Annotated in this window: 19 protein-coding genes; 13 read left to right on the top strand and 6 right to left on the bottom strand. The window is 49.1% G+C overall.

Translation table 11 applies throughout. The annotated features are described in order from the left end of the window. Nucleotides 1-31 precede the first annotated feature (31 nt). Nucleotides 32-1,117 carry a hypothetical protein gene (locus tag ACESLK_RS00340; protein WP_372660453.1) on the top strand — a complete coding sequence of 362 codons (1,086 nt, stop codon included), beginning with the start codon at nucleotides 32-34 and terminating at the stop codon, nucleotides 1,115-1,117. Here ACESLK_RS00340 and ACESLK_RS00335 read toward each other — a convergent pair. Together ACESLK_RS00335 and ACESLK_RS00330 are read right to left on the bottom strand one after the other, a co-directional pair. Further along, nucleotides 1,097-2,350, bottom strand: a complete 1,254-nt coding sequence (locus ACESLK_RS00335) for a Fe-Mn family superoxide dismutase (RefSeq protein WP_372660450.1) — start codon at nucleotides 2,348-2,350, stop codon at nucleotides 1,097-1,099. The genes ACESLK_RS00340 and ACESLK_RS00335 overlap by 21 nt on opposite strands. A gap of 77 nt (nucleotides 2,351-2,427) precedes the next feature. Further along, nucleotides 2,428-3,444 (bottom strand): alpha/beta hydrolase, encoded by a 1,017-nt coding sequence (locus ACESLK_RS00330; RefSeq protein ID WP_372660447.1) that lies wholly within the window; start codon nucleotides 3,442-3,444, stop codon nucleotides 2,428-2,430. A gap of 218 nt (nucleotides 3,445-3,662) precedes the next feature. On the opposite strand from ACESLK_RS00330, the gene ACESLK_RS00325 reads away from it, so the two are divergent. After that, nucleotides 3,663-4,406: an IclR family transcriptional regulator gene (locus ACESLK_RS00325; RefSeq protein ID WP_372660444.1), complete on the top strand. Its 744-nt coding sequence runs from the start codon at nucleotides 3,663-3,665 to the stop codon at nucleotides 4,404-4,406. A 13-nt stretch (nucleotides 4,407-4,419) separates the two neighbouring features. After that, on the top strand, nucleotides 4,420-5,352 hold the full coding sequence (locus ACESLK_RS00320) for a DUF4434 domain-containing protein (RefSeq protein ID WP_372660441.1): 933 nt from the start codon (nucleotides 4,420-4,422) through the stop codon (nucleotides 5,350-5,352). Nucleotides 5,353-5,381: 29 nt separating this feature from the next. Here ACESLK_RS00320 and ACESLK_RS00315 read toward each other — a convergent pair whose 3' ends face one another. Next, entirely contained in the window at nucleotides 5,382-6,467 is a 1,086-nt protein-coding gene (locus tag ACESLK_RS00315) for a YlbL family protein (RefSeq protein ID WP_372660438.1), read from the bottom strand. 136 nt (nucleotides 6,468-6,603) lie between these two features. Then, complete coding sequence (acnA, locus tag ACESLK_RS00310) at nucleotides 6,604-9,312, bottom strand: aconitate hydratase AcnA (protein ID WP_372660435.1); 2,709 nt, start codon at nucleotides 9,310-9,312, stop codon at nucleotides 6,604-6,606. Between the two features lie 271 nt (nucleotides 9,313-9,583). Here acnA and ACESLK_RS00305 point away from each other — a divergent pair, with 271 nt between their 5' ends. The 8 genes from ACESLK_RS00305 to ACESLK_RS00270 all read left to right on the top strand — a co-directional run bounded on the left by ACESLK_RS00305 (nucleotide 9,584) and on the right by ACESLK_RS00270 (nucleotide 17,158). Then, the gene (locus tag ACESLK_RS00305; protein ID WP_372660432.1) at nucleotides 9,584-10,657 is read left to right on the top strand and encodes an amidase domain-containing protein; all 1,074 of its coding nucleotides are present in this window, start codon (nucleotides 9,584-9,586) and stop codon (nucleotides 10,655-10,657) included. Nucleotides 10,658-10,734: 77 nt separating this feature from the next. Continuing rightward, nucleotides 10,735-11,949: a D-alanine--D-alanine ligase family protein gene (locus tag ACESLK_RS00300; protein WP_372660429.1), complete on the top strand. Its 1,215-nt coding sequence runs from the start codon at nucleotides 10,735-10,737 to the stop codon at nucleotides 11,947-11,949. A gap of 25 nt (nucleotides 11,950-11,974) precedes the next feature. Then, nucleotides 11,975-12,292, top strand: a complete 318-nt coding sequence (locus ACESLK_RS00295; protein ID WP_372660425.1) for a hypothetical protein — start codon at nucleotides 11,975-11,977, stop codon at nucleotides 12,290-12,292. A gap of 38 nt (nucleotides 12,293-12,330) precedes the next feature. After that, nucleotides 12,331-13,359 (top strand): UV DNA damage repair endonuclease UvsE, encoded by a 1,029-nt coding sequence (uvsE, locus tag ACESLK_RS00290; RefSeq protein WP_372660423.1) that lies wholly within the window; start codon nucleotides 12,331-12,333, stop codon nucleotides 13,357-13,359. Between the two features lie 163 nt (nucleotides 13,360-13,522). Then, nucleotides 13,523-14,293 (top strand): enoyl-ACP reductase FabI, encoded by a 771-nt coding sequence (gene fabI, locus ACESLK_RS00285; protein WP_372660421.1) that lies wholly within the window; start codon nucleotides 13,523-13,525, stop codon nucleotides 14,291-14,293. A gap of 335 nt (nucleotides 14,294-14,628) precedes the next feature. Next, nucleotides 14,629-15,483 carry an inositol monophosphatase family protein gene (locus ACESLK_RS00280; protein WP_372660419.1) on the top strand — a complete coding sequence of 285 codons (855 nt, stop codon included), beginning with the start codon at nucleotides 14,629-14,631 and terminating at the stop codon, nucleotides 15,481-15,483. 59 nt (nucleotides 15,484-15,542) lie between these two features. Continuing rightward, nucleotides 15,543-15,758 (top strand): hypothetical protein, encoded by a 216-nt coding sequence (locus ACESLK_RS00275; RefSeq protein ID WP_372660416.1) that lies wholly within the window; start codon nucleotides 15,543-15,545, stop codon nucleotides 15,756-15,758. Between the two features lie 179 nt (nucleotides 15,759-15,937). Further along, complete coding sequence (locus ACESLK_RS00270) at nucleotides 15,938-17,158, top strand: GTP-binding protein (protein ID WP_372660414.1); 1,221 nt, start codon at nucleotides 15,938-15,940, stop codon at nucleotides 17,156-17,158. A 24-nt stretch (nucleotides 17,159-17,182) separates the two neighbouring features. On the opposite strand, the gene ACESLK_RS00265 is transcribed toward ACESLK_RS00270, so the two are convergent. Then, on the bottom strand, nucleotides 17,183-18,499 hold the full coding sequence (locus tag ACESLK_RS00265) for a glutamate-1-semialdehyde 2,1-aminomutase (protein WP_372660411.1): 1,317 nt from the start codon (nucleotides 18,497-18,499) through the stop codon (nucleotides 17,183-17,185). 70 nt (nucleotides 18,500-18,569) lie between these two features. Further along, entirely contained in the window at nucleotides 18,570-19,550 is a 981-nt protein-coding gene (locus ACESLK_RS00260; RefSeq protein WP_372660408.1) for an LCP family protein, read from the bottom strand. Nucleotides 19,551-19,738: 188 nt separating this feature from the next. Between ACESLK_RS00260 and ACESLK_RS00255 the strand changes: the two genes are divergently transcribed. Next, on the top strand, nucleotides 19,739-20,818 hold the full coding sequence (locus tag ACESLK_RS00255; RefSeq protein WP_372660405.1) for an ABC transporter ATP-binding protein: 1,080 nt from the start codon (nucleotides 19,739-19,741) through the stop codon (nucleotides 20,816-20,818). Next, nucleotides 20,815-21,609 (top strand): ABC transporter permease, encoded by a 795-nt coding sequence (locus ACESLK_RS00250; RefSeq protein ID WP_372660401.1) that lies wholly within the window; start codon nucleotides 20,815-20,817, stop codon nucleotides 21,607-21,609. The genes ACESLK_RS00255 and ACESLK_RS00250 overlap by 4 nt, the downstream gene beginning before the upstream one ends. The last annotated feature ends 2 nt before the right edge of the window (nucleotides 21,610-21,611 follow it).

The raw sequence follows: 21,611 nt of genomic DNA, 5'->3' as shown, positions 1-21,611 counted from the left end.
ATACGTAATGTATCTGATAAGGGGTGAAGGGATGAAGGCTGTTCCAGGCTTGATTTTTTCGATTGCTTTGATTTTTGCTTCACCAACTGCCTTGTCTGCAGAAACGTTGATTGAAATGGGTAGGCTTGGGGCTGCAGTTGCTTTTGTAGACTCGGGTACGGTGTGTGGTTATCAGGATACTAAAGGAACCGCCATACAAGTAAGTTCGATTAAGATCGAGCACAATCAGGCGGTTCATCTGAGGTTTAACAGTGATCTTCAAACGAACTACACACCAGATCAATGGATTGCGTTGAAAGCATCAATTGCGGTTTCTATTGATGGCGGCAAAACATTTAAACCGCTTAAGGCTTCAGATCAGCTTCAGTTAACATTAAAAGATCCAAGTAATTATTGGAACCTCCGCACTCTCTCGATCAAATTCGCCGATAAGTTTCCTAAGTCAGGTATTATCGTTAAGGTTACGGCTAAGGATACCTTACAAGACGTGGATGGGAATTCATTGGCAGAGGATTATTTAACTCCGTTATTGTTTAGGGGGATGTCCTTAAAGCTTCAAAGCGAAGAGTATATAACTGCGGGAGATCCTATTCAATTTGTTGCCGATCAAGAAGGTACCGTGCTCCTCACGCAATATTTACCGGCGGATGGGACGCTTGAGGAATATAAAGAAAAGAGTATTAGAATTGTAGAAGTAGACAAAAGCAGATCAGGTCAGTTGCTGACTATCGAAACCAGCGAAATCCTCCCGGGTAACTACCGATTAATAGCATGGGAGGGTGAAGATATACCTATAGGCATTTCTGTATCCCCCCATATCCGCGAAGATCAAGTAACTTTCGAGAACTATGAATCCGGGAATGATAAAATCACGATTACCGGCCTTCATGCTGGAGATAAGATCCATATCTATGACGATGTTTATAAGCCAAGCCAAGGCTGGATAGAGGAGCTGTATACAATTGTAGTACCAGTAGATCAAACCTCGGTAATCGTACAGCAGTTCGAGCTCGATACTACTGGGCAATTGGTATTTTTGCTTGAGCGGGAAGGTTTGCTTGTTAGTCTGCCTTCTATTCTCACTCATAAAGACATATTAATAGGGGACCCACGCTAGGGTGCGCGCTTTGGCGTACCGATCGGCGACATATGGCCAGTTAACAACATTCCACCAATCCTTAATATAATCTGCTCTATTGTCCTGGTGCTTCAAATAATAAGCATGCTCCCATACGTCGAGCGGCAGCAGGGGAATAACATCCCATTGCGATAGATTCTGATGCTTCTCCGCAGTCAAGAGCTCCAATCTATGGCTGCGAGGGCTCCATACTAGGATTGCCCAGCCGCCGCCTTCGACCTTGTTGGCGGCTTCAGTGAACTGCTTCTTGAAGGCATCATAGCTCCCGAAGCTGTGGTTGATTGCCTCGAGAAGCTCCCCTTGAGGCTTGCCGCCGCCCTTCGGCGACATGACATCCCAGAATAGGGTATGCAGGTAATGACCCGCCCCATGAAAGGCCAGCTCCCGCTCCCAATGCTTCACTAGGTCGAAATCTCCGGTCTTTCGGGCGTCCTCCAGCTTCTTCTCGGCTTTGTTCAAACCGTCAACGTAGCTTTGATGGTGTTTGTCATGATGGATACGCATTGTTTTCTCGTCGATGTACGGCTCCAGTGCTTTGTAGGAATAGGGAAGAGGAGGAAGCTTATGACCGCCGATCGGCACCGGATTTCCTAGCGCAGGCATGCTCGCCGTTTGAATACCACCCAGGGGATTCGACCATGTTTCTCCGGGCCGAATGGAATATTCCTGCTGTAGGAACTGCCCATCTTGATGGGGTCGTAATGATTCATCTGCGGGCTCAGGTCCCCCATAGCCTTCCGGGCTGTCATCCTTTCTGCCGTGAGACTGCATCATCCAACCGAGTTCACCGCTGCGTTCCAGCTCTTCGATAACCTCGACGAAATACTCCGATTCCCGCCTGATATGGGCTAGAACCGTCGGAGCAAGAGGCATAGCCCGAACAGCGGCGCTTTGCTCTTGCACAAGCTGCAGATGCCGGATAAATTCTCGCGATTGGCGGAGCGAATCATTTACAAGCCTCGGGAGGAGCTCCGCCCATTTTGGAGGCAGAGGGTAGCCAGGATTGGACAGCGCTGCTCGCAATGCGGCTTGCGCAAGCTCTAGTGTTTTGGCAAAGACATTTTCCCAATCCTGCAACAATCGAACATATGGCGCTTCTAGCCCTGGAATAAGCGCTCTTATGACTTCCGTATGCTCCATCTCCTGTGTTTTCCAAAACACGATTTCCTCCAAAAGCCTTAGCGGCATCATATTACCGTAAACTGAAAGCATTAAAATAACCCTCCTCTATGCTAGGCGAACACTTCGTATCCAGCCTATGCAAGCGGAGGGTTGTATTATGATAGCATCTAAAGCTGGGCCAACTGGACCGCTTGGGTTTGGGTTACGCGATCTAGGAACTTAGTGGTGCGCTCTACATACTCTTCTGGATGGGTACGGAAGATCATTTCATGAATGGCATCAGGTACAACCCATAAATCCGATAATTCGTTCTTTTGTGCTTTGGCAACATTCTCCGAGAGGTAGGCTGGAGCTTTGTCATCGGCAGTTCCGTGAATAAGAAGAATTGGGAAATCAAAAGCCGTTTCTTGAATTTGCGTGGATGGAATAAGCTCCAGCCTAGTACCGCTCATGAACGGGAAGAAAAAACGAATGAGAGAGACGGACGGGTATTTCGGAATGTTGATTTGGTTGCGGATATTATGGTACAGCGTATTGTCGTCGGGGATAAAGATACTGTCAAGAATCATCGCATCAATGGGCTCCGAGTGCAAAGCTGCCTGCAGGGCAGTTCCTGCGCCCATGGAGAATCCCCAGACTACAAGCTCATCGCTGCCTTGCCGACGGGCGAACTGAATCGCTCCAAGGAGCTGCTGAGATTCGATTCGGCCGCCTGTGGCCGGTATGGAGTGGTTCTTGCTGGCAAAGCCATAATCAAACATAAGAACGTTATAGCTCATTCCATGCAGCAAGTCGGCCAGATCATACATCGGAACCCATGATTCTTCCCGATTTGCACCGTATCCGTGGCTTAAGACAATTGTCTTCCGACTGTCGGTGGAGGGAATCCACCAGCCTTCTAGCCATGTTTTGTTATCCGCACTTGCAAATGTTACTTCTGAATAGGCAAGGTTCTTGGCAAGCATGGGATTGGAAGCAAGCGGGGCGACGGCAGGATGAGTGAGTACCCATGCGACATAGGCATGAAAGACTAGGAAGATTACGACAATTAGACATGCGATACCGAGCATCAGGTGAATTGCCAGTCGACCAAGTCGGCTAGACGTGCGATGCGAAGGAGATTCGACAGGGACTGGAAAAGCTCCGGAGGAGCCAAGGGGAAAGGGCGTCGACAACGTTGTCATAGGGGATCGCCTCGCTTTATGTAAACGCTCATGGAAGACTAGTAATCTTATCGTAGAGCGCAAGACCTATATCGTCAATTAGCTAGAGCGACTTGTAAGACCTTCGTAATCTAATTGTAATAAAGCGCTTTCAAATTTTGCGAAGAACATACTTTGCGTTATACTAGGTGTAACAGGGTTTCATACAGTGAAACGTCAATCACAAGGAGGCAAAGGAAATGGAAGAGGAGAAAAAAACGGTTCGTGCAGTAGAGCGGGCACTGGATGTCCTCTTATGTTTCTCCTCGGGGCATGAATGGGGATTGACGGAAATTGCAGGCCGGGTAGGTCTGCACAAGAGCACCGTTCATCGTTTATTAGCGACCTTGGAGGATCGGGGTTTCGTCACTCGGGATGCGGCGACGGAGAAATATCGGCTGGGACTAAGCGTCATTGAACTATCTGCTAACCTATCGAGATCCGATGATCCTTCCGTAGTCCTATTGCCCGAGATGGAGCGTCTTCGTGATCAATTAAGCGAAACAGTTAGCCTATATGTAAGGGATCGCATAGAGCGGGTGAGAATTCAAGCCGTTCAAAGCACGCAAGCCATTCGCAGGGTGGCAACTGTTGGTGCGCGACTTCCCCTGTCTGTCGGCGCGTCAAGCAAGGTTCTCCTCGCTTTTGGCGAAGCAGGGGTCCGAGACACCGTAATGGCAGACCCGGCTTGGCCTGCGCTCCTTGATCGCGGGGTATTCGGCGATCAGCTCGATGATATATTAGCCGCAGGTTACGCAACGAGCTTCGAGGAGCGCGAACCGGGAGCGGCTGCTGTCTCGGCACCAATCTTTAATCGATCGGGTAAGCTTGTCGCCGCTTTGTCGGTATCCGGTCCGTCGAATCGACTGACTCCGGATCGCATGCATGAATATGCTCCTACAATCATTGAAGCTGCGCATAGAATGGGAACGATACTGGGATAGAGGAGGAACAAAGATGTCCGAACGAACCCCTCTCAGGCTGTCGGGAACGTTTCTTCAACCCTTTCTCGGAGCCGGCTGGACGGAAGAGCAATGGGACGCCGAATATTCGTGGATGAAGGAAGCGGGAATGTTTCAAATGATTTTGCAGTGGTCGGCTGACAGCCAGCGCCATACTGCGGCATATCCGACTTCGTTGGCCGCTTTTCGGCAGGACACACGGAACGATGTCGTCGACTGCGTTTTGAGAAAAGGAATGCAGTATGGATTCCAGACGTATATCGGACTCCATTTGAACCACGACTGGTTCAGCAAATATACGAGTGATCAGGTATGGTTAGATCAGGAAGCGGACATTGCCTGCGCCCTTGTCGATGATCTATGGAGCCGATATGGGAAATATAAATCATTCACCGGCTGGTACTTAAGCTTTGAGCCGGATAACGTCAACCTGCCGGCGGTGAAGGACTGGGATCGCAGCATCGCGTTTTACCGTAAGGTGGGCGGAAGGATCCGGGCTTTAACCCCGGAAAAACCCATAATGGTGGCTCCCTTCTTCGTTGAAGGCCATGGGCAAACGCCGGAAGAGTGGGGAAGGATGTGGCAATACATCCTGCAAAACAGCCCGATCGACATTTTTAATTTGCAGGACGGGGTCGGCGCGGCGCACGCGCTGCCCGAACATTTGCCGGCCTGGTTTTCCGCAACGAGAGATGCGATCGAACGGGTCGGCAGACCCGTCGCTTTCTGGAGCGATACGGAAACATTCCGCACTTTAAGCGGCAAGTTTGTGCCGGTGGAATATCCGTACATCCATCAATGCATGGAATTGGTAGAGCCGTATGTTAGCAATTTTACGAGCTTCAGTTTCAACCATTATATGAGTCCGCAGCAGGTTGATCCGAAATACTACCGGCTTTACCGGAATTTTGTAGATTTGAATAAATAGCGAGAGGGAACCGCCCGCATAAACTTAGCTTATGTCTCTTTCTTAGGCTCTAGCTTCTTCAGAAATTCAAGTGCTTCGCTAAGGGTGGATACTCGAATAAGCTTCGGTGACAAATCCAACTTTTTTACCGTTTCCTCTGCTAGCTTCCAGTTGGGTGCGCCGGATTTCTCATCATAGGGAACGAGAAAGTAATCCGCCTTCTCCCTATCGGCCGCCATGAGCTTATACTGGATTCCGCCAATTTGACCGACTGTTCCATCCGCGGCAATGGTTCCCGTGCCTGCAATCCGATAACCTCTTGTCAAGTCTTCTCCTGTTAGCTGCGCTATGATCTCGAGAGTCATCATTAAGCCCGCAGAAGGACCTCCCGTATCGTCGAAGTCGAATTTAACGGGATCGGGCGGCGTTACTTCGAGCACCGTATCATTCTGAAAGCCGATTCCTGTTCGATCGGAGGATGGCATGGTAATCAGCGGGACTGTTGCTTCGAAGGTTTTGTCTCCCCGTGTGCCAGATACCTTCACTGTTTCTCCGGCTTTTTTACCGGAAATATACGCGGAAAGAACTTGTACGGTATTGGCTTCCTTGCCATCGACGTGGGTGATAATGTCGCCTTCTTGCAGACCGTTCTCGCGAGCTTTTGATTCCGGCAGCAGGCGGACAATGATGACCCCTTGTTGAGAGACATCAATTTCCTTGTTCATTACGTTATAGGCTGCCAGCAGTGCATTGTCTTCCGAGCTATCGCGCATCCAGGCGAGCAGATTTCGATAAGCGGCAAGATTGGTAGCTCCACCCGTTGCTGTTTCCTCAGTTTGAATATCCATTCGCGGGTTTATCCAGGCGTATAGAATTGAAAATACGTTTGGGCGCGAATAGGAGGAAACCGTCGTAAATAATAATGCGCCTTTCTCATCGAGCTTATGTCCCGTTTCCACGCGGGGATGAACAGGCTCGGCTGACCCTGGGCCATAGAGCACGTAAGGCCATGATTTGAAATTGGCGAATAAGAAAAGAAGTATAAAAATTCCGACCAGGAGGGCCGTCCGATAGCGACGGATCCAAGGCTTTCGTGTTGTAGCTATAACGGGCTCGCCTCCATTTCCAACATGCAATAGGTTTTAAAGTATAGTGGAACTATTATAACTTAAGAAGGCGTCCGGAAACAAAACGTCTCCAGCACTCTCCTGAGCTCTAACAGAAAACCCTTCATCCGCAAAGAATGAAGGGTTTTTGCTGTATTGATTTTAATTAATTGCTTGCGATCATCTGGCGAAGTACCGTCTGCAGAATACCGCTGTTGCGGTAGTAGTCTACATCTACCATCGAATCGAGACGAGCGATTGCATGGAACTCGAAGGAGGTTCCGTCTTCACGCTTAACAGTGACTGTAACCGTCTGTCCAGGTGTTACATCATTGGACATTCCGCTGATCTCGAACGTCTCGCGGCCTGTGATACCCAGCGTTTTCCAGCCTTGGCCTGTTGGGAATTGCAATGGAAGCACGCCCATACCGACAAGGTTGGAGCGGTGAATCCGCTCGAAGCTTTCCGCAATAACGGCTTTGACGCCAAGCAGGAAAGTACCCTTAGCTGCCCAGTCGCGTGAGCTTCCGGTACCGTATTCTTTACCGGCAACAACGATCAGGTTAGTGCGGTTTTTCTGATATTTCATTGACGCATCATAGATGGACATGACTTCCTCAGTTGGCAAGTAGGTAGTTACGCCGCCCTCTGTACCCGGTGCCACTTGGTTCCGAATGCGGATGTTAGCGAAAGTCCCTCTCATCATGACCTCGTGATGTCCCCGACGGGAGCCATAGGAGTTGAAATCTTCTTTTCTTACGCCGTGCTCAAGCAAGTATTGGCCGCCTGGGCTGTCGGCTTTAATGTTACCGGCAGGAGAGATGTGATCCGTCGTAACAGAATCGCCCAATAAAGCGAGGACACGGGCATTTTTGACATCGGTAATATCGCCTGCTTCAGGAGCAAGGTCTGTAAAGAATGGCGGATTTGCGATGTAGGTGGATTTAGGATCCCACTCATAGATCTCGCCTTCCGGCACTTGAATTTTGTTCCATTGCTCGTTCTGGGTAAATACGTTCTCGTATTTAGCGCGGAACATGTCAGGAGAAAGGGAAGTAGCAATCGCCGCTTGAATTTCTTCTGTCGTAGGCCAGATATCCTTCAGGTAAACAGGCTGATTAATGCTGTCAAATCCAATTGGATCGTTAGCAAGATCGATATTAACGGTACCCGCTAACGCATAAGCGACGACAAGCGGCGGCGATGCCAGGTAATTCGCTTTAACCTGTGCATGAACGCGGCCCTCGAAGTTCCGGTTACCGGAGAGAACGGCTGCAACAGCCAGATCGTTATCCGCGATTGCAAGACTCACTTCATCCGGAAGAGGACCGGAGTTGCCGATACAGGTTGCACAGCCGTAACCCGCAACGTAGAAGCCAAGCTTCTCGAGGTAAGGAAGCAGTCCGGCTTTTGTTAAATAATCTGTAACAACTAGGGAACCCGGAGTTAAAGAACTCTTAACATAAGCAGGTTTAACAAGTCCTCTTTCAACGGCTTTCTTAGCGACCAAACCAGCGCCTAGCATTACACTTGGGTTGGAAGTGTTCGTGCAGCTCGTAATTGCCGCAATGACAACTGCGCCAGTTCCGAAACGGCTGCTTGCGCCATTTGGATGTTTAACATCTACCGTCTGCTCAATCTTAGCGTCGGAAAGGCCAAAACCGCCTTTGTCGATCGGTGTGCGGATGATGTCATTGAAGGATTGCTTCATGGCAGTCAATTCCACACGGTCTTGCGGACGCTTAGGACCAGCTAAGCTTGGTACTATTGTAGATAAGTCCAATTCCATGACTTCTGTAAAGACCGGATCCGGCGTTTCATCCGTACGGAACATGTCTTGAGCTTTATAGTAGGCTTCTACGAGATCGATTTGGCTGTCTTCACGGCCAGTTAGTCTCAAGTAGTTCAATGTCTCGCTATCAACAGGGAAAAATCCGATGGTTGCGCCGTATTCTGGTGCCATGTTAGCGACAGTAGCACGGTCGGCCAGACTCATGCTGGAAAGACCAGGTCCGTAGAATTCAACGAATTTGCCGACAACGCCTTTTTTACGAAGAATCTCCGTAACCGTGAGGGCAAGGTCGGTTGCTGTTGCGCCTTCGGATAGCTTGCCTGTCAGCTTAAAGCCGACTACCTCTGGCATAACGAAGTAAAGCGGCTGACCGAGCATACCTGCTTCAGCTTCAATACCGCCAACGCCCCAGCCCACGATACCTAAACCGTTGATCATCGTCGTATGGGAATCGGTACCGACTAGGGAATCCGGATAAACCTCGGTAACGCCGTCTTTTGTTTTCGTAGCCGCAACTGATGCCAGATACTCGAGGTTTACTTGGTGAACGATACCAGTTGCCGGAGGAACGGCACGGAAATTATCGAATGCCGTCTGAGCCCAGCGCAGGAAGCGATAACGCTCTTCATTACGCTCGAATTCAACATCCATGTTATATTGCAATGCATCCGGTGTACCGAACGCATCAACCATAACAGAGTGGTCGATTACTAGGTCAACGGGTACGAGCGGGTTAATGCGCTTTGGATCGCCGCCTGATTGTTTCACGGTTTCGCGCATCGCTGCCAAGTCGACGACTACGGGAACACCTGTGAAATCCTGCAATACGATACGTGCGGGGATAAAAGGAATTTCTTTGTCTTCGCGACCTTCTGTCCACTTAGCAAGCTGTTTCACATGCTCTTCAGTAATGCCGCGTCCGTCAAATTGGCGAATAGCAGCTTCGAGAAGGACTTTGATGGAGAAGGGAAGTTTGGATACCGGACCTAAGCCTTGCTCTTCTAATGCCTGCAGACGATAGTATCGGTACGACTGACCGGAAGACTGAAGGTCTGCCTGTACCTGATAAGGATAATTTGACAAGTGATTGGCCTCCTTGATTAATGTATTTCATGAAGCGATAGTATCGTTAGTTTCACTCAGTGAAACACGATTTCAAAAATAGCTCTATGCTCTAAGTATACCCTGTTGCGGCTGCTCCGTAAAGACGTTATTCCTTTAGAATGCCGCATTCACCTGTGTTTTCATCCATGTTGAGGAGGAGCGGCAAGGTATGGAAAGAAGTCTTCAGGCATAGGATTAAAGAACGTAATCTGCGTCTTGGGAGAAGACGATCGACTTGGGGGGATGCTCCGTGCGAAGCGTGGAGACGGATTGGAAGCAAGCCCTATTCGGATATGTAAGTACAATTAATGAAGCTGCATTACATGCGGATGCTCTTAAGCTTCGTGATATCCCGCATAAGGAGCATCGTGAACGGATGGCCAAACGTCTTCAATGCTCTGCCCAGAGGGAGACGAAATGGGCGATTCGACCCATCCGCAGTGAGATGCGTGCTCGGATTGAGAGATATAATGTCATTCGAGGCGAGGTCATTGCAGATGTTTCCATCCATTTGGTGCGCTCTATGGAGCAATGTAATCAGCCATGGATAGAAGAAAGGGTAGAGCGAGAGAAAATCCGCCTCGGGCGCGTTGGGAAAAGCTGGCGTATTATGGATGTAAAGCCGCTGGCCATTGAGCAACAGCGTGAGGCTTTGCCCTTGCGCGAGCATGTGCAAGATGAATGGAATGGAGAGCGCAAACAAGCGCTGCCTTCCATTCCTTATATGAATCCTCTAGCGATATATGGATTCAAATCAAAGGTATATGCAGGCTCAACATCATTAGATAATGAATATGGTTATGGCGCTGGGAGGGGGGTTCCCTATCGGAGGGAAGCAGCTGTCGCTTATGCGGAGAGATGGTGGAACGAACCGAACCCGGCGTATGAGAATTTTGAAGTAAACTGTACGAATTATGTCTCCCAATGTCTCTTTGCAGGTGGAGCACCGATGAACTATACTGGGAGAAGAGAATCGGGCTGGTGGTACAAAGGATATTCGAACAGCCAGGAAATGTGGAGTTTTAGCTGGGCAGTCGCTAACAGCTTGCAGCAATTATTGAGCAGGCAGCGAGCTTTTGGGTTGCGCGCGGAGCCGGTATCCATGCCGGAATCGCTTCAGCTCGGAGATGTCATCTGCTATGATTGGGACGGCAGCGGACGAGTCGGACATAATGCGATCGTCACTGCCTTTACACCGGAGGGCATGCCGCTTGTTAACGCGAATACGGTAAGCAGCCGTCATCGGTACTGGGATTACAAGGATTCCTATGCGTTAACCGACCAAACCCGGTACTATTTCTACCACATTACCGATGATTTCTGAACAAAACGAGCGACCCTGCAGGATTCTTATAGAGTTTTTTTTATGAGCGGGAATCTCGAACAAGCCGGAGGTACGTTATGGGGAATAAAATACGCGTTGGACTCGTGTATGGCGGTCGTTCGGGCGAGCATGAAGTGTCGCTGCAAACCGCGCTAGCTGTGTTAAAGGCTTTTGATTACGATCGATATGAACTCATTCCTTTCTATATTACTCCCAAGGGCCAATGGAGATCCGGTCCCTTATTGAGTGCACCGCCATCGGCTGTCGCCGAGCTGCAATTCTCGCCTTCCGCGGGAGGCGCTCGGGGGGAAGAGGCTTTCTCTGCAGATAAGACATACATTGCGGCAGCGGCTTTCGCTTCTAAGGAAGGAAGTTCCGAGTTGGAAGGGATTTCGACCACTGACAACGCGCTTCTGCCTGTCCTGCAAGGGATGTCGGAGCGTATTCTGGGCGAGGGTTCAGCGCCTGATGACGGTAAGACAATCGATGTAATGTTCCCTTTGCTGCATGGTACTTTTGGAGAAGACGGGACGATTCAAGGTTTGTTCGAAATGGCGGGTCTTCCTTATGTTGGAGCGGGTGTACTCGCCTCCTCCGTCGGAATGGACAAAGTAGCGATGAAGACGATGTTCGCGCATGCTGGGTTACCACAGGTGGGTTATCGTCATTTTATTCGTTATCAATGGAAGCAAAACCGTGAAAAGTGCTTAGGAAGCGTAGAAGAGCTTGGTTATCCCTGCTTCGTAAAGCCAGCTAATTTAGGCTCAAGCGTAGGCGTATCGAAAGCGCGTAACCGTGAGGAGTTAGTATCTGCGGTAGACGAGGCGCTGAGGTATGACCGCAAGGTTATTGTCGAGGAATTCGTAGATGCGCGTGAAATCGAGGTCAGCGTATTAGGCAACGACGAGCCTCGGGCTTCGGTACCGGGTGAGATTTGCAGCTCGAACGAGTTCTATGATTACAAGGCGAAGTATATCGACGGTAAATCGGTCATGGTCATCCCTGCGGAAGTCTCTCCTGAGGTTGCTGATGCGGTACGTAAGATGGCTGTTCAGGCTTTCCAATCCATAGATGGGTCCGGGTTATGCCGCGCGGACTTCTTCCTTCGTCGCAGCGACGGGGCGCTTTTTATTAATGAGGTGAACACGCTGCCGGGCTTTACCCCTTACAGCATGTATCCACTCATGTGGAAGGAATCCGGCGTCCCATACCGCGAGCTGTTAGACACGCTGATTCAGCTTGCTATCGACCGACATGCAGAGCGGCAATCGCTGGAGTATGGCGGGGAGTAGTTAAAATAATCGAGGAGGAATACATATGGGCTTTCAAACGGAGTTTAATTCCGTCTGCAAATTCAAATCGGAGCAGGAGCTCTACGAGCTTCTCGAATACGGCCGGGGAAAAATGGTAAAAAAAGACTTTCGTGTATTTCCGACCGGCCAGAAAGTCATCGCTTATACGCCTGACAATCAGGCTGTCGCTATCGTCCGGATACTCGTATCCATTGCGGAAATAAACTTTCAAGGGGAAGAAATTACCCAGGTGGAAATGGAGCTCATTCGGCGTTTGACGGAAGAGGAAGCCAGAATCCAAACCGCGCTCGCACATGAAATGTTCTTCGGAGAGCAATCCTAGTACCCGTGAAGTTGTAATTGCGGGAGGGTACATATAGCATGCTTGTAAGATTCGGATATGTCGCCATGTCGGTTCAACTCGAGAATGCCTCACCTTCACGGACAATGACGATGACTACCTTCTCCAAGCTAGCCAATCGAGAGGCAGGATTACGCCGTTTAGAGCGCATAGCGGAAGAGAATTTACAGAATACCCTGCGACTGCTGAAGCACAACCGATACATGGACGTGCAGGTCTACCGCATGACCTCAAAGCTAATCCCGCTTGCTACGCATGAGGATTTAAGTGACTGGGACCCATACCCCGCTTTGGCGAACGCTCTCGCCGAGGTCGGGGCTTTTGTACGTGAGCATGGAATGAGGGTTTCTTTTCACCCGGATCATTTCACGGTGCTGAGTACACCTCGAGAGGAAGTCTTCCGAAAATCGGTAAAGGATTTAGACCATCACGTACGATTGTTTGAGGCTATGAGCTTAGACGAGCGGGCTACCTGCAATATTCATGTGGGTGGAAGCTATGGCGATAAGGAAGCGGCGGGAAGCAGATTTGTCCGGCAATTTCGGATGCTGGAGCCTCGTATCGCGCTGAGAATGACATTGGAAAATGACGATAAAACCTTTACGGCAGCAGAGACGCTAGCCATTAGTGAGGAAGTGGGAGTGCCTATGGTTCTCGACATTCATCATCATGCGGTGAATCCCGGAAATGAGAGAGCGGAGGAATTATGGCCTAGGATACTGAAGACGTGGGACAGCTCGGCGTGGAATGTGAAACAAGCAAATCTAGAGAGAAACGCACATGAAACGGAATGGCTGCCTCCTAAGCTGCATGTTTCTAGCCCGAAGAGCTTAACAGATCCACGGAGCCATGCCGATCACATCGATATTATACCTCTAATGAACTTCCTTCGAGATATCGCTGGCTCCACCCCTGCAATAGATGTGATGATTGAAGCCAAACGCAAGGACGAAGCTTTACTTCAGCTGATGGATGATTTTCGAGCAATGGAAGCAGAGGGAGAACCGGTGAGGATTATTGACGGGGGGAGTTTGGAGATTCTCGGATGAATGCGATACCCGAAGGGCAGGAGGTTTCCTGTCTATTCGTTTCATTCCTTGATCTAGCTGTTGCAATCCCGCTAGAAATACGGTACTTTGAACAAAGAAACGTTGCCGCGCCAGCTTTCCGGGCCGGAGCATTCTCAATTGCGACGAGGAGGATTTCCAAGAAATGAATGGACTATTACGAGGAAAGAACATCGTAGTCATGGGTGTTGCCAATGAGCGCAGCATCGCCTGGGCTATTGCGCAATCACTCGCTTCCCAAGGAGCGCGACTGGTATTTACATACGAGAATGAACGTGTAGAAGAACGGGTCCGCAAGCTTGCGGATACGATCGAAGGATCTCTTACTCTGCAATGTAACGTTTCATCTGATGAGGATATCGATGCACTGGCATCGCGGCTTAAGAATGAAGTCGGCGTCTTACACGGTCTTGCTCATTGCATCGCTTTCGCCAAGGCGGAAGAGCTTGACGGCATGTATGTCGATACATCCCGTGCCGGCTTCGCGCTTGCTCATGATGTCAGTGTGTACTCCTTGACTGCGGTTGCGCAAAGACTTCACCCGTTAATGACCGAAGGCGGAAGCATCGTCACACTTACTTATCTTGGATCGCAACGAGCACTTCGCAATTATAACGTAATGGGCGTTGCTAAAGCGGCTTTGGAAGCATCTGTTCGTTATTTGGCTAACGACCTGGGGCCTCAGGATATTCGCGTTAACGCCATATCTGCTGGCCCCGTCCGTACACTCGCTGCCAAAGGAATTGCAGGCTTCAATTCGATCCTGAAGGAAGTAGAAGAGAAGGCTCCCCTTCGCCGCACAACAGAAACCTCCGACGTCGGCAACGCAGCATTGTTCCTAATCAGTCCATGGGCTCGCGGAATTACAGGCGAAGTTATCTATGTGGACAATGGTTATAATATTGTTGGGATATAATAAAGATTGATTATAAATCCTTTCGTCCATGAACTGTGACCCGTAAGATGGATACTTTGAAAAAAGTGATCTCTTGCGGGTCATTTGTGTTTAAATCAAGCTATTAAAGCGAGACTCATAGGGTAGTAATCGGAATTTTTGTATTATTAAAAAATGAAGTGTAAGATAGATTATGCATATAAGCTGGCGTTAATTTACTGCATTGGGAGAATTTTATTTTTTTTCATATACTCTGAGTACAATAGTCGTAACCACAACACTACTTTTTCGTATATGCTAAGAGAAGAACAATCGATTACGCCTGTAAACGATTTCAAAGATTAGAGGGATGGATAATGAGCGATAATCAACCGGAAAATATTATCGGTGGCAAGAGCTTTACTGCAGTCGCAGTTAATTGTGCGTCAAAAGCAGGAGAATGGATTAAAAGTAAAATGGGCAGCTTTACCCAATTGGATACGAAATACTCCATGCATGACCTCGTCACAGAAGTGGATAAAGGTTCGGAGCGGATGATCCGTAATTTGATCGGTACCCATTTCCCGCATCATTCTTTTCTAGGCGAGGAAGGGGTAGAACCGGGACCGGAAGCGTCAGCTAAAGCCCTTATGGATATGAGTGATTCAGAATACTTGTGGATTGTAGATCCAATCGACGGGACAACCAATTATGTGCACGGGTTTCCTTTCTTCTCGGTTTCCATTGCGCTCGCCTATCGCGGTCAAGTTATTGTCGGCGTTGTTTACGATCCGTCGAGAGATGAAATGTTTGTAGCAGAACGCGGTAAGGGCGCTTACGTTCGCGGACGCAAAATACAAGTGTCGGAAGAAAACACGTTAAGCCAAAGCTTAATCGCGACAGGCTTTCCTGCGGATCATCATATAGCGCTGCCGGCAAATATGAAAGGGATTCAAGCGTTGGCGCCTAAGGTTCGAAACCTGAGAATAGCCGGATCCGCAGCCCTTCATCTCGCATATGTGGCAGCGGGCCGATTGAGCGGCTTCTGGGAATATAACCTGAGCTCATGGGATATTGCCGCAGGATCATTGCTCGTCGAAGAGGCAGGCGGCCGGTTGTCAGATTTGAACGGTGAAACCTATCATATTGGGATACGGAACGTCTCAGCTAGCAACGGGCTCATTCATGAAGAGCTTCTGGAAGAGCTTGAACTGGCGAAAGCCTCTCAATAATAATGGATACATGAGAATATGAGCTTTCGACCATCCTACTTTAAGAGGGGGCGAAGGAAATGGATAAGGAACCACCGTTTAATGAAGCAGAGGAACTGCTTGCCCGGAAATTAACCGAAGAAGAGCCGCAGAGCCCGAATGCGGAGAAGGAAGCGGTAAAACGATTATCTCCCCGCTGGGAGATAAGGATTCAGACGAACCGTGATCCTATCGCGGAGGAAACTAAAGCTTATCGAGAGATTGCCCGCGAGGTGGATAACAGATACGATAAGTAACCGGAAAGCTGACATCATATAAATAAAGACAAAGGGCAGTCTCGATTGAGGGGCTGCACCCTTTGTCTTTGTTTATTTTACGGGTCATTCCGTTGACGAAAGTATTTAGTACTGCTATTATTAATCGTAATAATTACTATTATACTAAACGAATCGAATAATCTTAAGGAGCGAATAAAATGATTGATGGTAACCTGCCTGTAACTGTTTTAAGCGGATATTTAGGCGCGGGAAAAACAACGATTCTTAATCATGTCCTGAACAATCGACAAGGGCTTCGTGTAGCGGTGATTGTTAATGATCTGGGCGAAGTGAATATTGACGCCGATCTTGTTAAAAACGGCGGGGGATTATCTCGTACGGAAGAATCGCTCGTTGAAATGTCCAATGGATGTATCTGCTGCACTTTAAGAGAAGATTTACTGCGTGAAGTGGAAAGGCTGGCTAAGGAGAATAGGTTCGATTACATTCTAATTGAATCGACTGGTGTTGGTGAACCTGTACCTGTTGCACAGACCTTCACATACATTGACGAAGAGCACAACATTGATTTGACGCAATTTTGCCAGTTGGACACAATGGTGACGGTAGTAGATGCTTATCGATTCTGGAGTGATTTCTCCTCCGGTGATTCGCTATTGGTTCGTAAGCAGGCTGTTGGTGATCATGACACTCGGGAGGTCGTCGACCTGCTGATAGATCAGATCGAATTCTGCGACGTGTTGATCCTGAACAAGTGTGACCGGGTGGGAGAGAAGCAGCTAGATGATCTGGAGTCGGTGCTTCGAAGCCTTCAGCCTCGCGCTAAAATCATTCGTTCAGAGTTTGGGCAAGTTGATCCCTCAAGCATTCTGAATACCGGGTTGTTCGATTTCGAGGAAGCGAGCCAATCGGCAGGCTGGATGCAAGAGATGGCGAAGGAGCACCATGCTCCGGAAACGGAAGAGTACGGCATCTCATCATTTGTTTACGAGCGAATCCGTCCATTCCATCCAGAGCGGCTGATGAATTGGATGAGCGAATGGCCGGCTGAGGTTATACGAGCTAAAGGGATGGTATGGCTGGCCACCCGTAATGATACCGCGCAGAACTTCAGCCAGGCAGGTCCATCGATTCAATTCGGACCCGCAGGTAATTGGGTTGCGTCATTGCCTGAACAGGAAAGAGAAGAAGTTCTGCGGGAGGATCAGTCTATTGCAGCGTATTGGGATTCAGCTTATGGAGATCGGATCAACAAGATTGTCTTTATCGGATTATCGATGAATCGCCAGGAGCTATCGGAAGAACTGGATGAGTGTTTGCTGACGGATAAGGAAATGGATATGAATTGGAACACGTTTAAGGATGAGTTTCCCAATCAATCGAATGTACAGTTAGAAGATACTTTGCTGTTAGGTTAAGGCTGAGCGCAATCCCAACTTATTTTACTTGTTCTTTGACATTTCCCGGAAAGCAGCTTCCGCAGCAGTCAGGGTCTCATCGACATCAGCATCCGTGTGTGCGGTTGTCAGGAACCAGGCTTCATATTTCGAAGGAGCAACATATACGCCCTTGTCTAACATTAGCCGGAAAAAACGGGCAAACTGTTCGCCGTCCGCAGCCTGTGCATCCTCGTAATTCGTAACCGGATGACCACAGAAGTGGGTGGAGAAGGCTCCAACAATCCGGTTAATTGTGAGGGGGACGTTATAACGATCCGCTGAGCTTTGCAAGCCATTGGCGAGCTTCATTGCTAATTGTTCCATCCGCTCGTAGACACCTGGATCACGAAGGACCTCTAGGCAAGCTATACCAGCCAATATGGAAGCGGGATTACCTGCCATCGTGCCTGCTTGGTAAGCCGGACCGAGAGGGGCGACCATTTCCATCAAGTCGGCTCGCCCACCGTAGGCACCGATGGGCATTCCTCCGCCGATAATTTTGCCTAGAGCCGTCAGATCGGGTCGAATGGCATCCTGATCAGGGAAAGCCGAGAAAGTTTGTGCAGATCCATAATGAAAGCGGAATGCGCTAATCACCTCATCATAAATGACGAGAGCACCTGCTTCTCGGGTTAGGGTACACAATCCTTCCAGAAACCCGGGTTTAGGCATGACCATGCCGAAGTTGCCAACGATCGGTTCTACCATAACGGCTGCGATATCATCACCCCAACGCTCCAGTGCGAGCTTCAAACCCTCCAGCTCGTTGAAGGGAACCGTGATAACCTCGCTTGCAATACTAACTGGAATGCCCGCGCTATCAGGGATACCGAGTGTTGAGGGTCCTGAGCCTGCAGCGACCAGCACCAAATCCGAGTGACCGTGGTAGCAGCCTGCGAACTTAATGATCTTATTACGACCTGTGAAAGCCCGTGCTACCCGAATCGTCGTCATGACCGCCTCCGTACCGGAATTAACGAAACGCACCTTATCCATGGATGGAATGGCTTTTTTTAATTCCGCAGCAAGTAAAATTTCATGCTCCGTAGGCGTACCGTAGAGCGTTCCATTCCGAGCAGCCCGAATAATGGCTTCTGTTACGTGCGGATGCGCATGCCCGGTTATGATCGGACCGAAAGCCGCCAGATAGTCAATATAACGGTTTTCGTCGACATCGTAGAAATAAGCGCCTTGTCCTCTAAGCATGAATACGGGAGCACCGCCGCCAACGGCCTTAAAGGAGCGGGAGGGGCTGTTCACCCCGCCCACGATATGCTGCTTAGCTTCTTCGTATAATTGTGCCGAACGTGTTCTCTCCATGTGGCAATACCCTCCGACGGTGTCCATTCATTTTTCTGTCCAAACCTCGCTATTTCTCGCTAGCCGCCCCTCACGGAGAAGGCTCAGGTGTAGTCAAGCTGCTGTCCTCGCTCAATTTTTCCTGAATATAATCCTTGAGAGCATCCAGACTTCGGATACCCAGTACGGAGGATCCATCTACCTTCTCATCCGTAACCAATTCCATTGGCGGAATTTGTGCAGAACCTGCCTGATGAGATCTGTATGCAAGAGTTGCCAGCTTCCTCATATCTCCGACAGACATATTCGATTCCATGTAGGGGGTAACCTCCCCTAGGATTTCCGGCAGCCTGATGAGATTCCAGCCCGACTTAAGCTTTGCCGCTATCGCTTTAAGAAAGTCGCGTTGACGTTCTGTTCGGGTGAAGTCGGATAGTTTGTCGTGGCGAAAACGTACGTACTGCAGGGCTTTATCCCCGTCCAAATGCTGCTGTCCTTTTTTTAAATCGATGTCGTACATATGATCGTCCGCCGAGTCCGACCAGCGCATATCCTTTTCGACAAAGTAGTCGATTCCGCCTACTGCATCTACCAATTTGATAAAGCCTTGGAAATCAACATATACATAATACTGAATTTCCAAGCCTGTCAGGTTGCCAATTGTTTTCATAGCCAGCTCAGGCCCGCCCAGAGAAAGGGCGGTATTGATACGATTGCTTTTGTATCCAGGGATATCTACGTGAGTGTCGCGCAGAACGGAGAACAGGTGTATCGTTTTGGTGATAGGATCAAAAGAGACGACAATCATGGAATCTGACCGTGCAACCTCGTCTGTTACTAACCCTCGCTCATCACCGCCCATGAGAAGAATGTTTACGCGTTCGGAGCCTTCCCATTCGGGCGGCTCATCCCCTTTGTTTTTGTCGAACTGGCCGAACCGGGACTCTTCCTTTGTTTTCTGAATATTGTCGAGCTGGTTATATGTCCCGTATACTTTCCAGCCTACGAAGCATAGAAAAATGAACGATAAAACAAGAACGGCTAAAAGCACTGCCTTCCACTTCTTGTGCATAAGTATAGATCCTTTCGGGTGCGTTATATGTACGGCATGACTCTTTGTATCTGGAACTATTTTACGGCGCGAGTTAGTTGAGTTAAGATTACTATTATAAAAGTATAAAGTTTATGTAACCGAATAAGCAAATATAGTTGAAAATTGTATCAAAGATCGAAGATCGAGATGCATCACGGGAGGGTACTATGTTAGCAATTGACGTACAACAGCTGCGCAAGCAGTTCAAAGTGCAGAAAAACCGCGAAGGCCTCAAGGGAGCGCTCCAGGATTTGTTCAAGCGAGAGCATACCGAGGTGACCGCTGTTAATGATATTAGCTTTCAAATTCCGCAAGGGGAAATCTGCGGCTATATTGGAGAGAACGGCGCAGGCAAATCGACAACGATCAAGATGCTTACCGGCATCCTTGTTCCAACCTCGGGTAAGCTAGTCGTTAACGGATACATTCCCTACAAAGAACGCGAGAAATTCGTGCAGGGGATCGGCGTTGTCTTCGGGCAACGCAGTCAGCTGTGGTGGGATATCGGAGTGATCGAGTCCTTCCAGCTGCTTCGCAAAGTATACCGGGTGAGCGAGGTTGACTTCCGCCGGAGGCTTGACGAGCTGGTGGAGACGCTGCAGCTTCAAGAGCTGCTCAACCGGCCGGTTCGCAAGCTCAGCCTTGGCCAACGGATGCGTTGCGAGCTCGTGGCGGCGTTATTGCACAATCCATCGATCCTTTTTCTGGACGAGCCGACAATTGGTCTGGATATCGTTGTGAAGATGGAGATCCGCGAGTTTCTCAAGCGGTTGAATAGGGAGCAAGGTACGACGATACTGCTTACAACTCATGATCTTCAAGATATCGAAGCGCTTTGCTCACGCGTCATTATGCTGGATGATGGCAGAATTATTTATGATGGCGGGCTGGAGGAGCTTAAATCGCGCTGGGGCAAGGGTCGTCAGGTACAGTTCCAATTCAACGATCCCGTCGCTGTCGCATCGCTGACTGGTTTAACAAATGGACTCGATGTTCGCTGGATGCAGGAAAACGAAGTGACCGCTAAGGTGTGGATTCCCCGCGAGATGAATGTATCCGAAGTGCTCTCGCGAGTGGTCGGCGTAATGGAGATTAGCGATATTAAGATATTCGAGACGAACACGGACGAGATCGTGCGCGAGATCTATCAATCCGGAAGCGCGGATGCGCCTAAGGATTTATCTGCATTAACGGAAGCGGGTCTTGAGAAGAAGGAGCCGATTGAAGCAGGGGCAGGTAAGTCATGACGAGTGCTTACTTGGATTTTATCCGTATCCGGTTTCTAATGATGCTCGCTTATCGGGTGAATTATTACAGCGGTATTATTATATATGCAATTAATATAGGTGCGTATTATTTTCTGTGGAAAGCGATTTATGGAGAGGCAGAGACCCTGCAAGGCTTTACCGTTATTCAGATATCTACCTATGTGGCTGTGTCATGGATGGCTAGAGCGTTCTATTACAACAACTTAGATCGCGAGATCGCAAGTGAAATCATAGACGGAAGCGTCGCAATCCAGATTATCAGGCCCTATTCCTACATTCTCGTGAAAATGATGCAGGGCTTCGGAGAAGGGCTGTTCCGCCTCTTGCTGTTCATGGTTCCGGGTATGATCATTGTTTCTTTCATATTCCCGATTACGCTGCCAACGGATCCTACCCAGTGGATTGTCTTCTTCATCATGATCTGGTTCAGCTTTCTGATTAATTCACAGATCAACATTCTGACGGGTTTGTGTGCATTTTTCATTGAGAACAACCAAGGGCTCATGTCGATGAAAAGAGTAACCGTTGATCTGTTATCAGGTGTTGTTGTGCCTATGGCCTTCTTCCCGGGCTGGGCGATTTCAGTCATGAACTGGCTTCCGTTCCAAGCGATCACGTATTTGCCGGGTTCCGTATTCACGGGACGGATCCAGGGTGATGCGGTGTGGAATGCTCTTGGGATTCAAGTGTTATGGACACTCGTTTTAATTGTGCCGATTATGCTTGTGTGGCGTGCGGCGCGACGTCGGTTGTTCGTGCAGGGGGGTTAAAA

Origin of the sequence: Cohnella sp. (assembly GCF_041640265.1) — a bacterium.
GTDB lineage: Bacteria > Bacillota > Bacilli > Paenibacillales > Paenibacillaceae > Cohnella.
The sequence above is the reverse complement of the archived record's forward strand: the minus strand, read 5'-3'. Positions and strand labels throughout refer to the sequence as shown.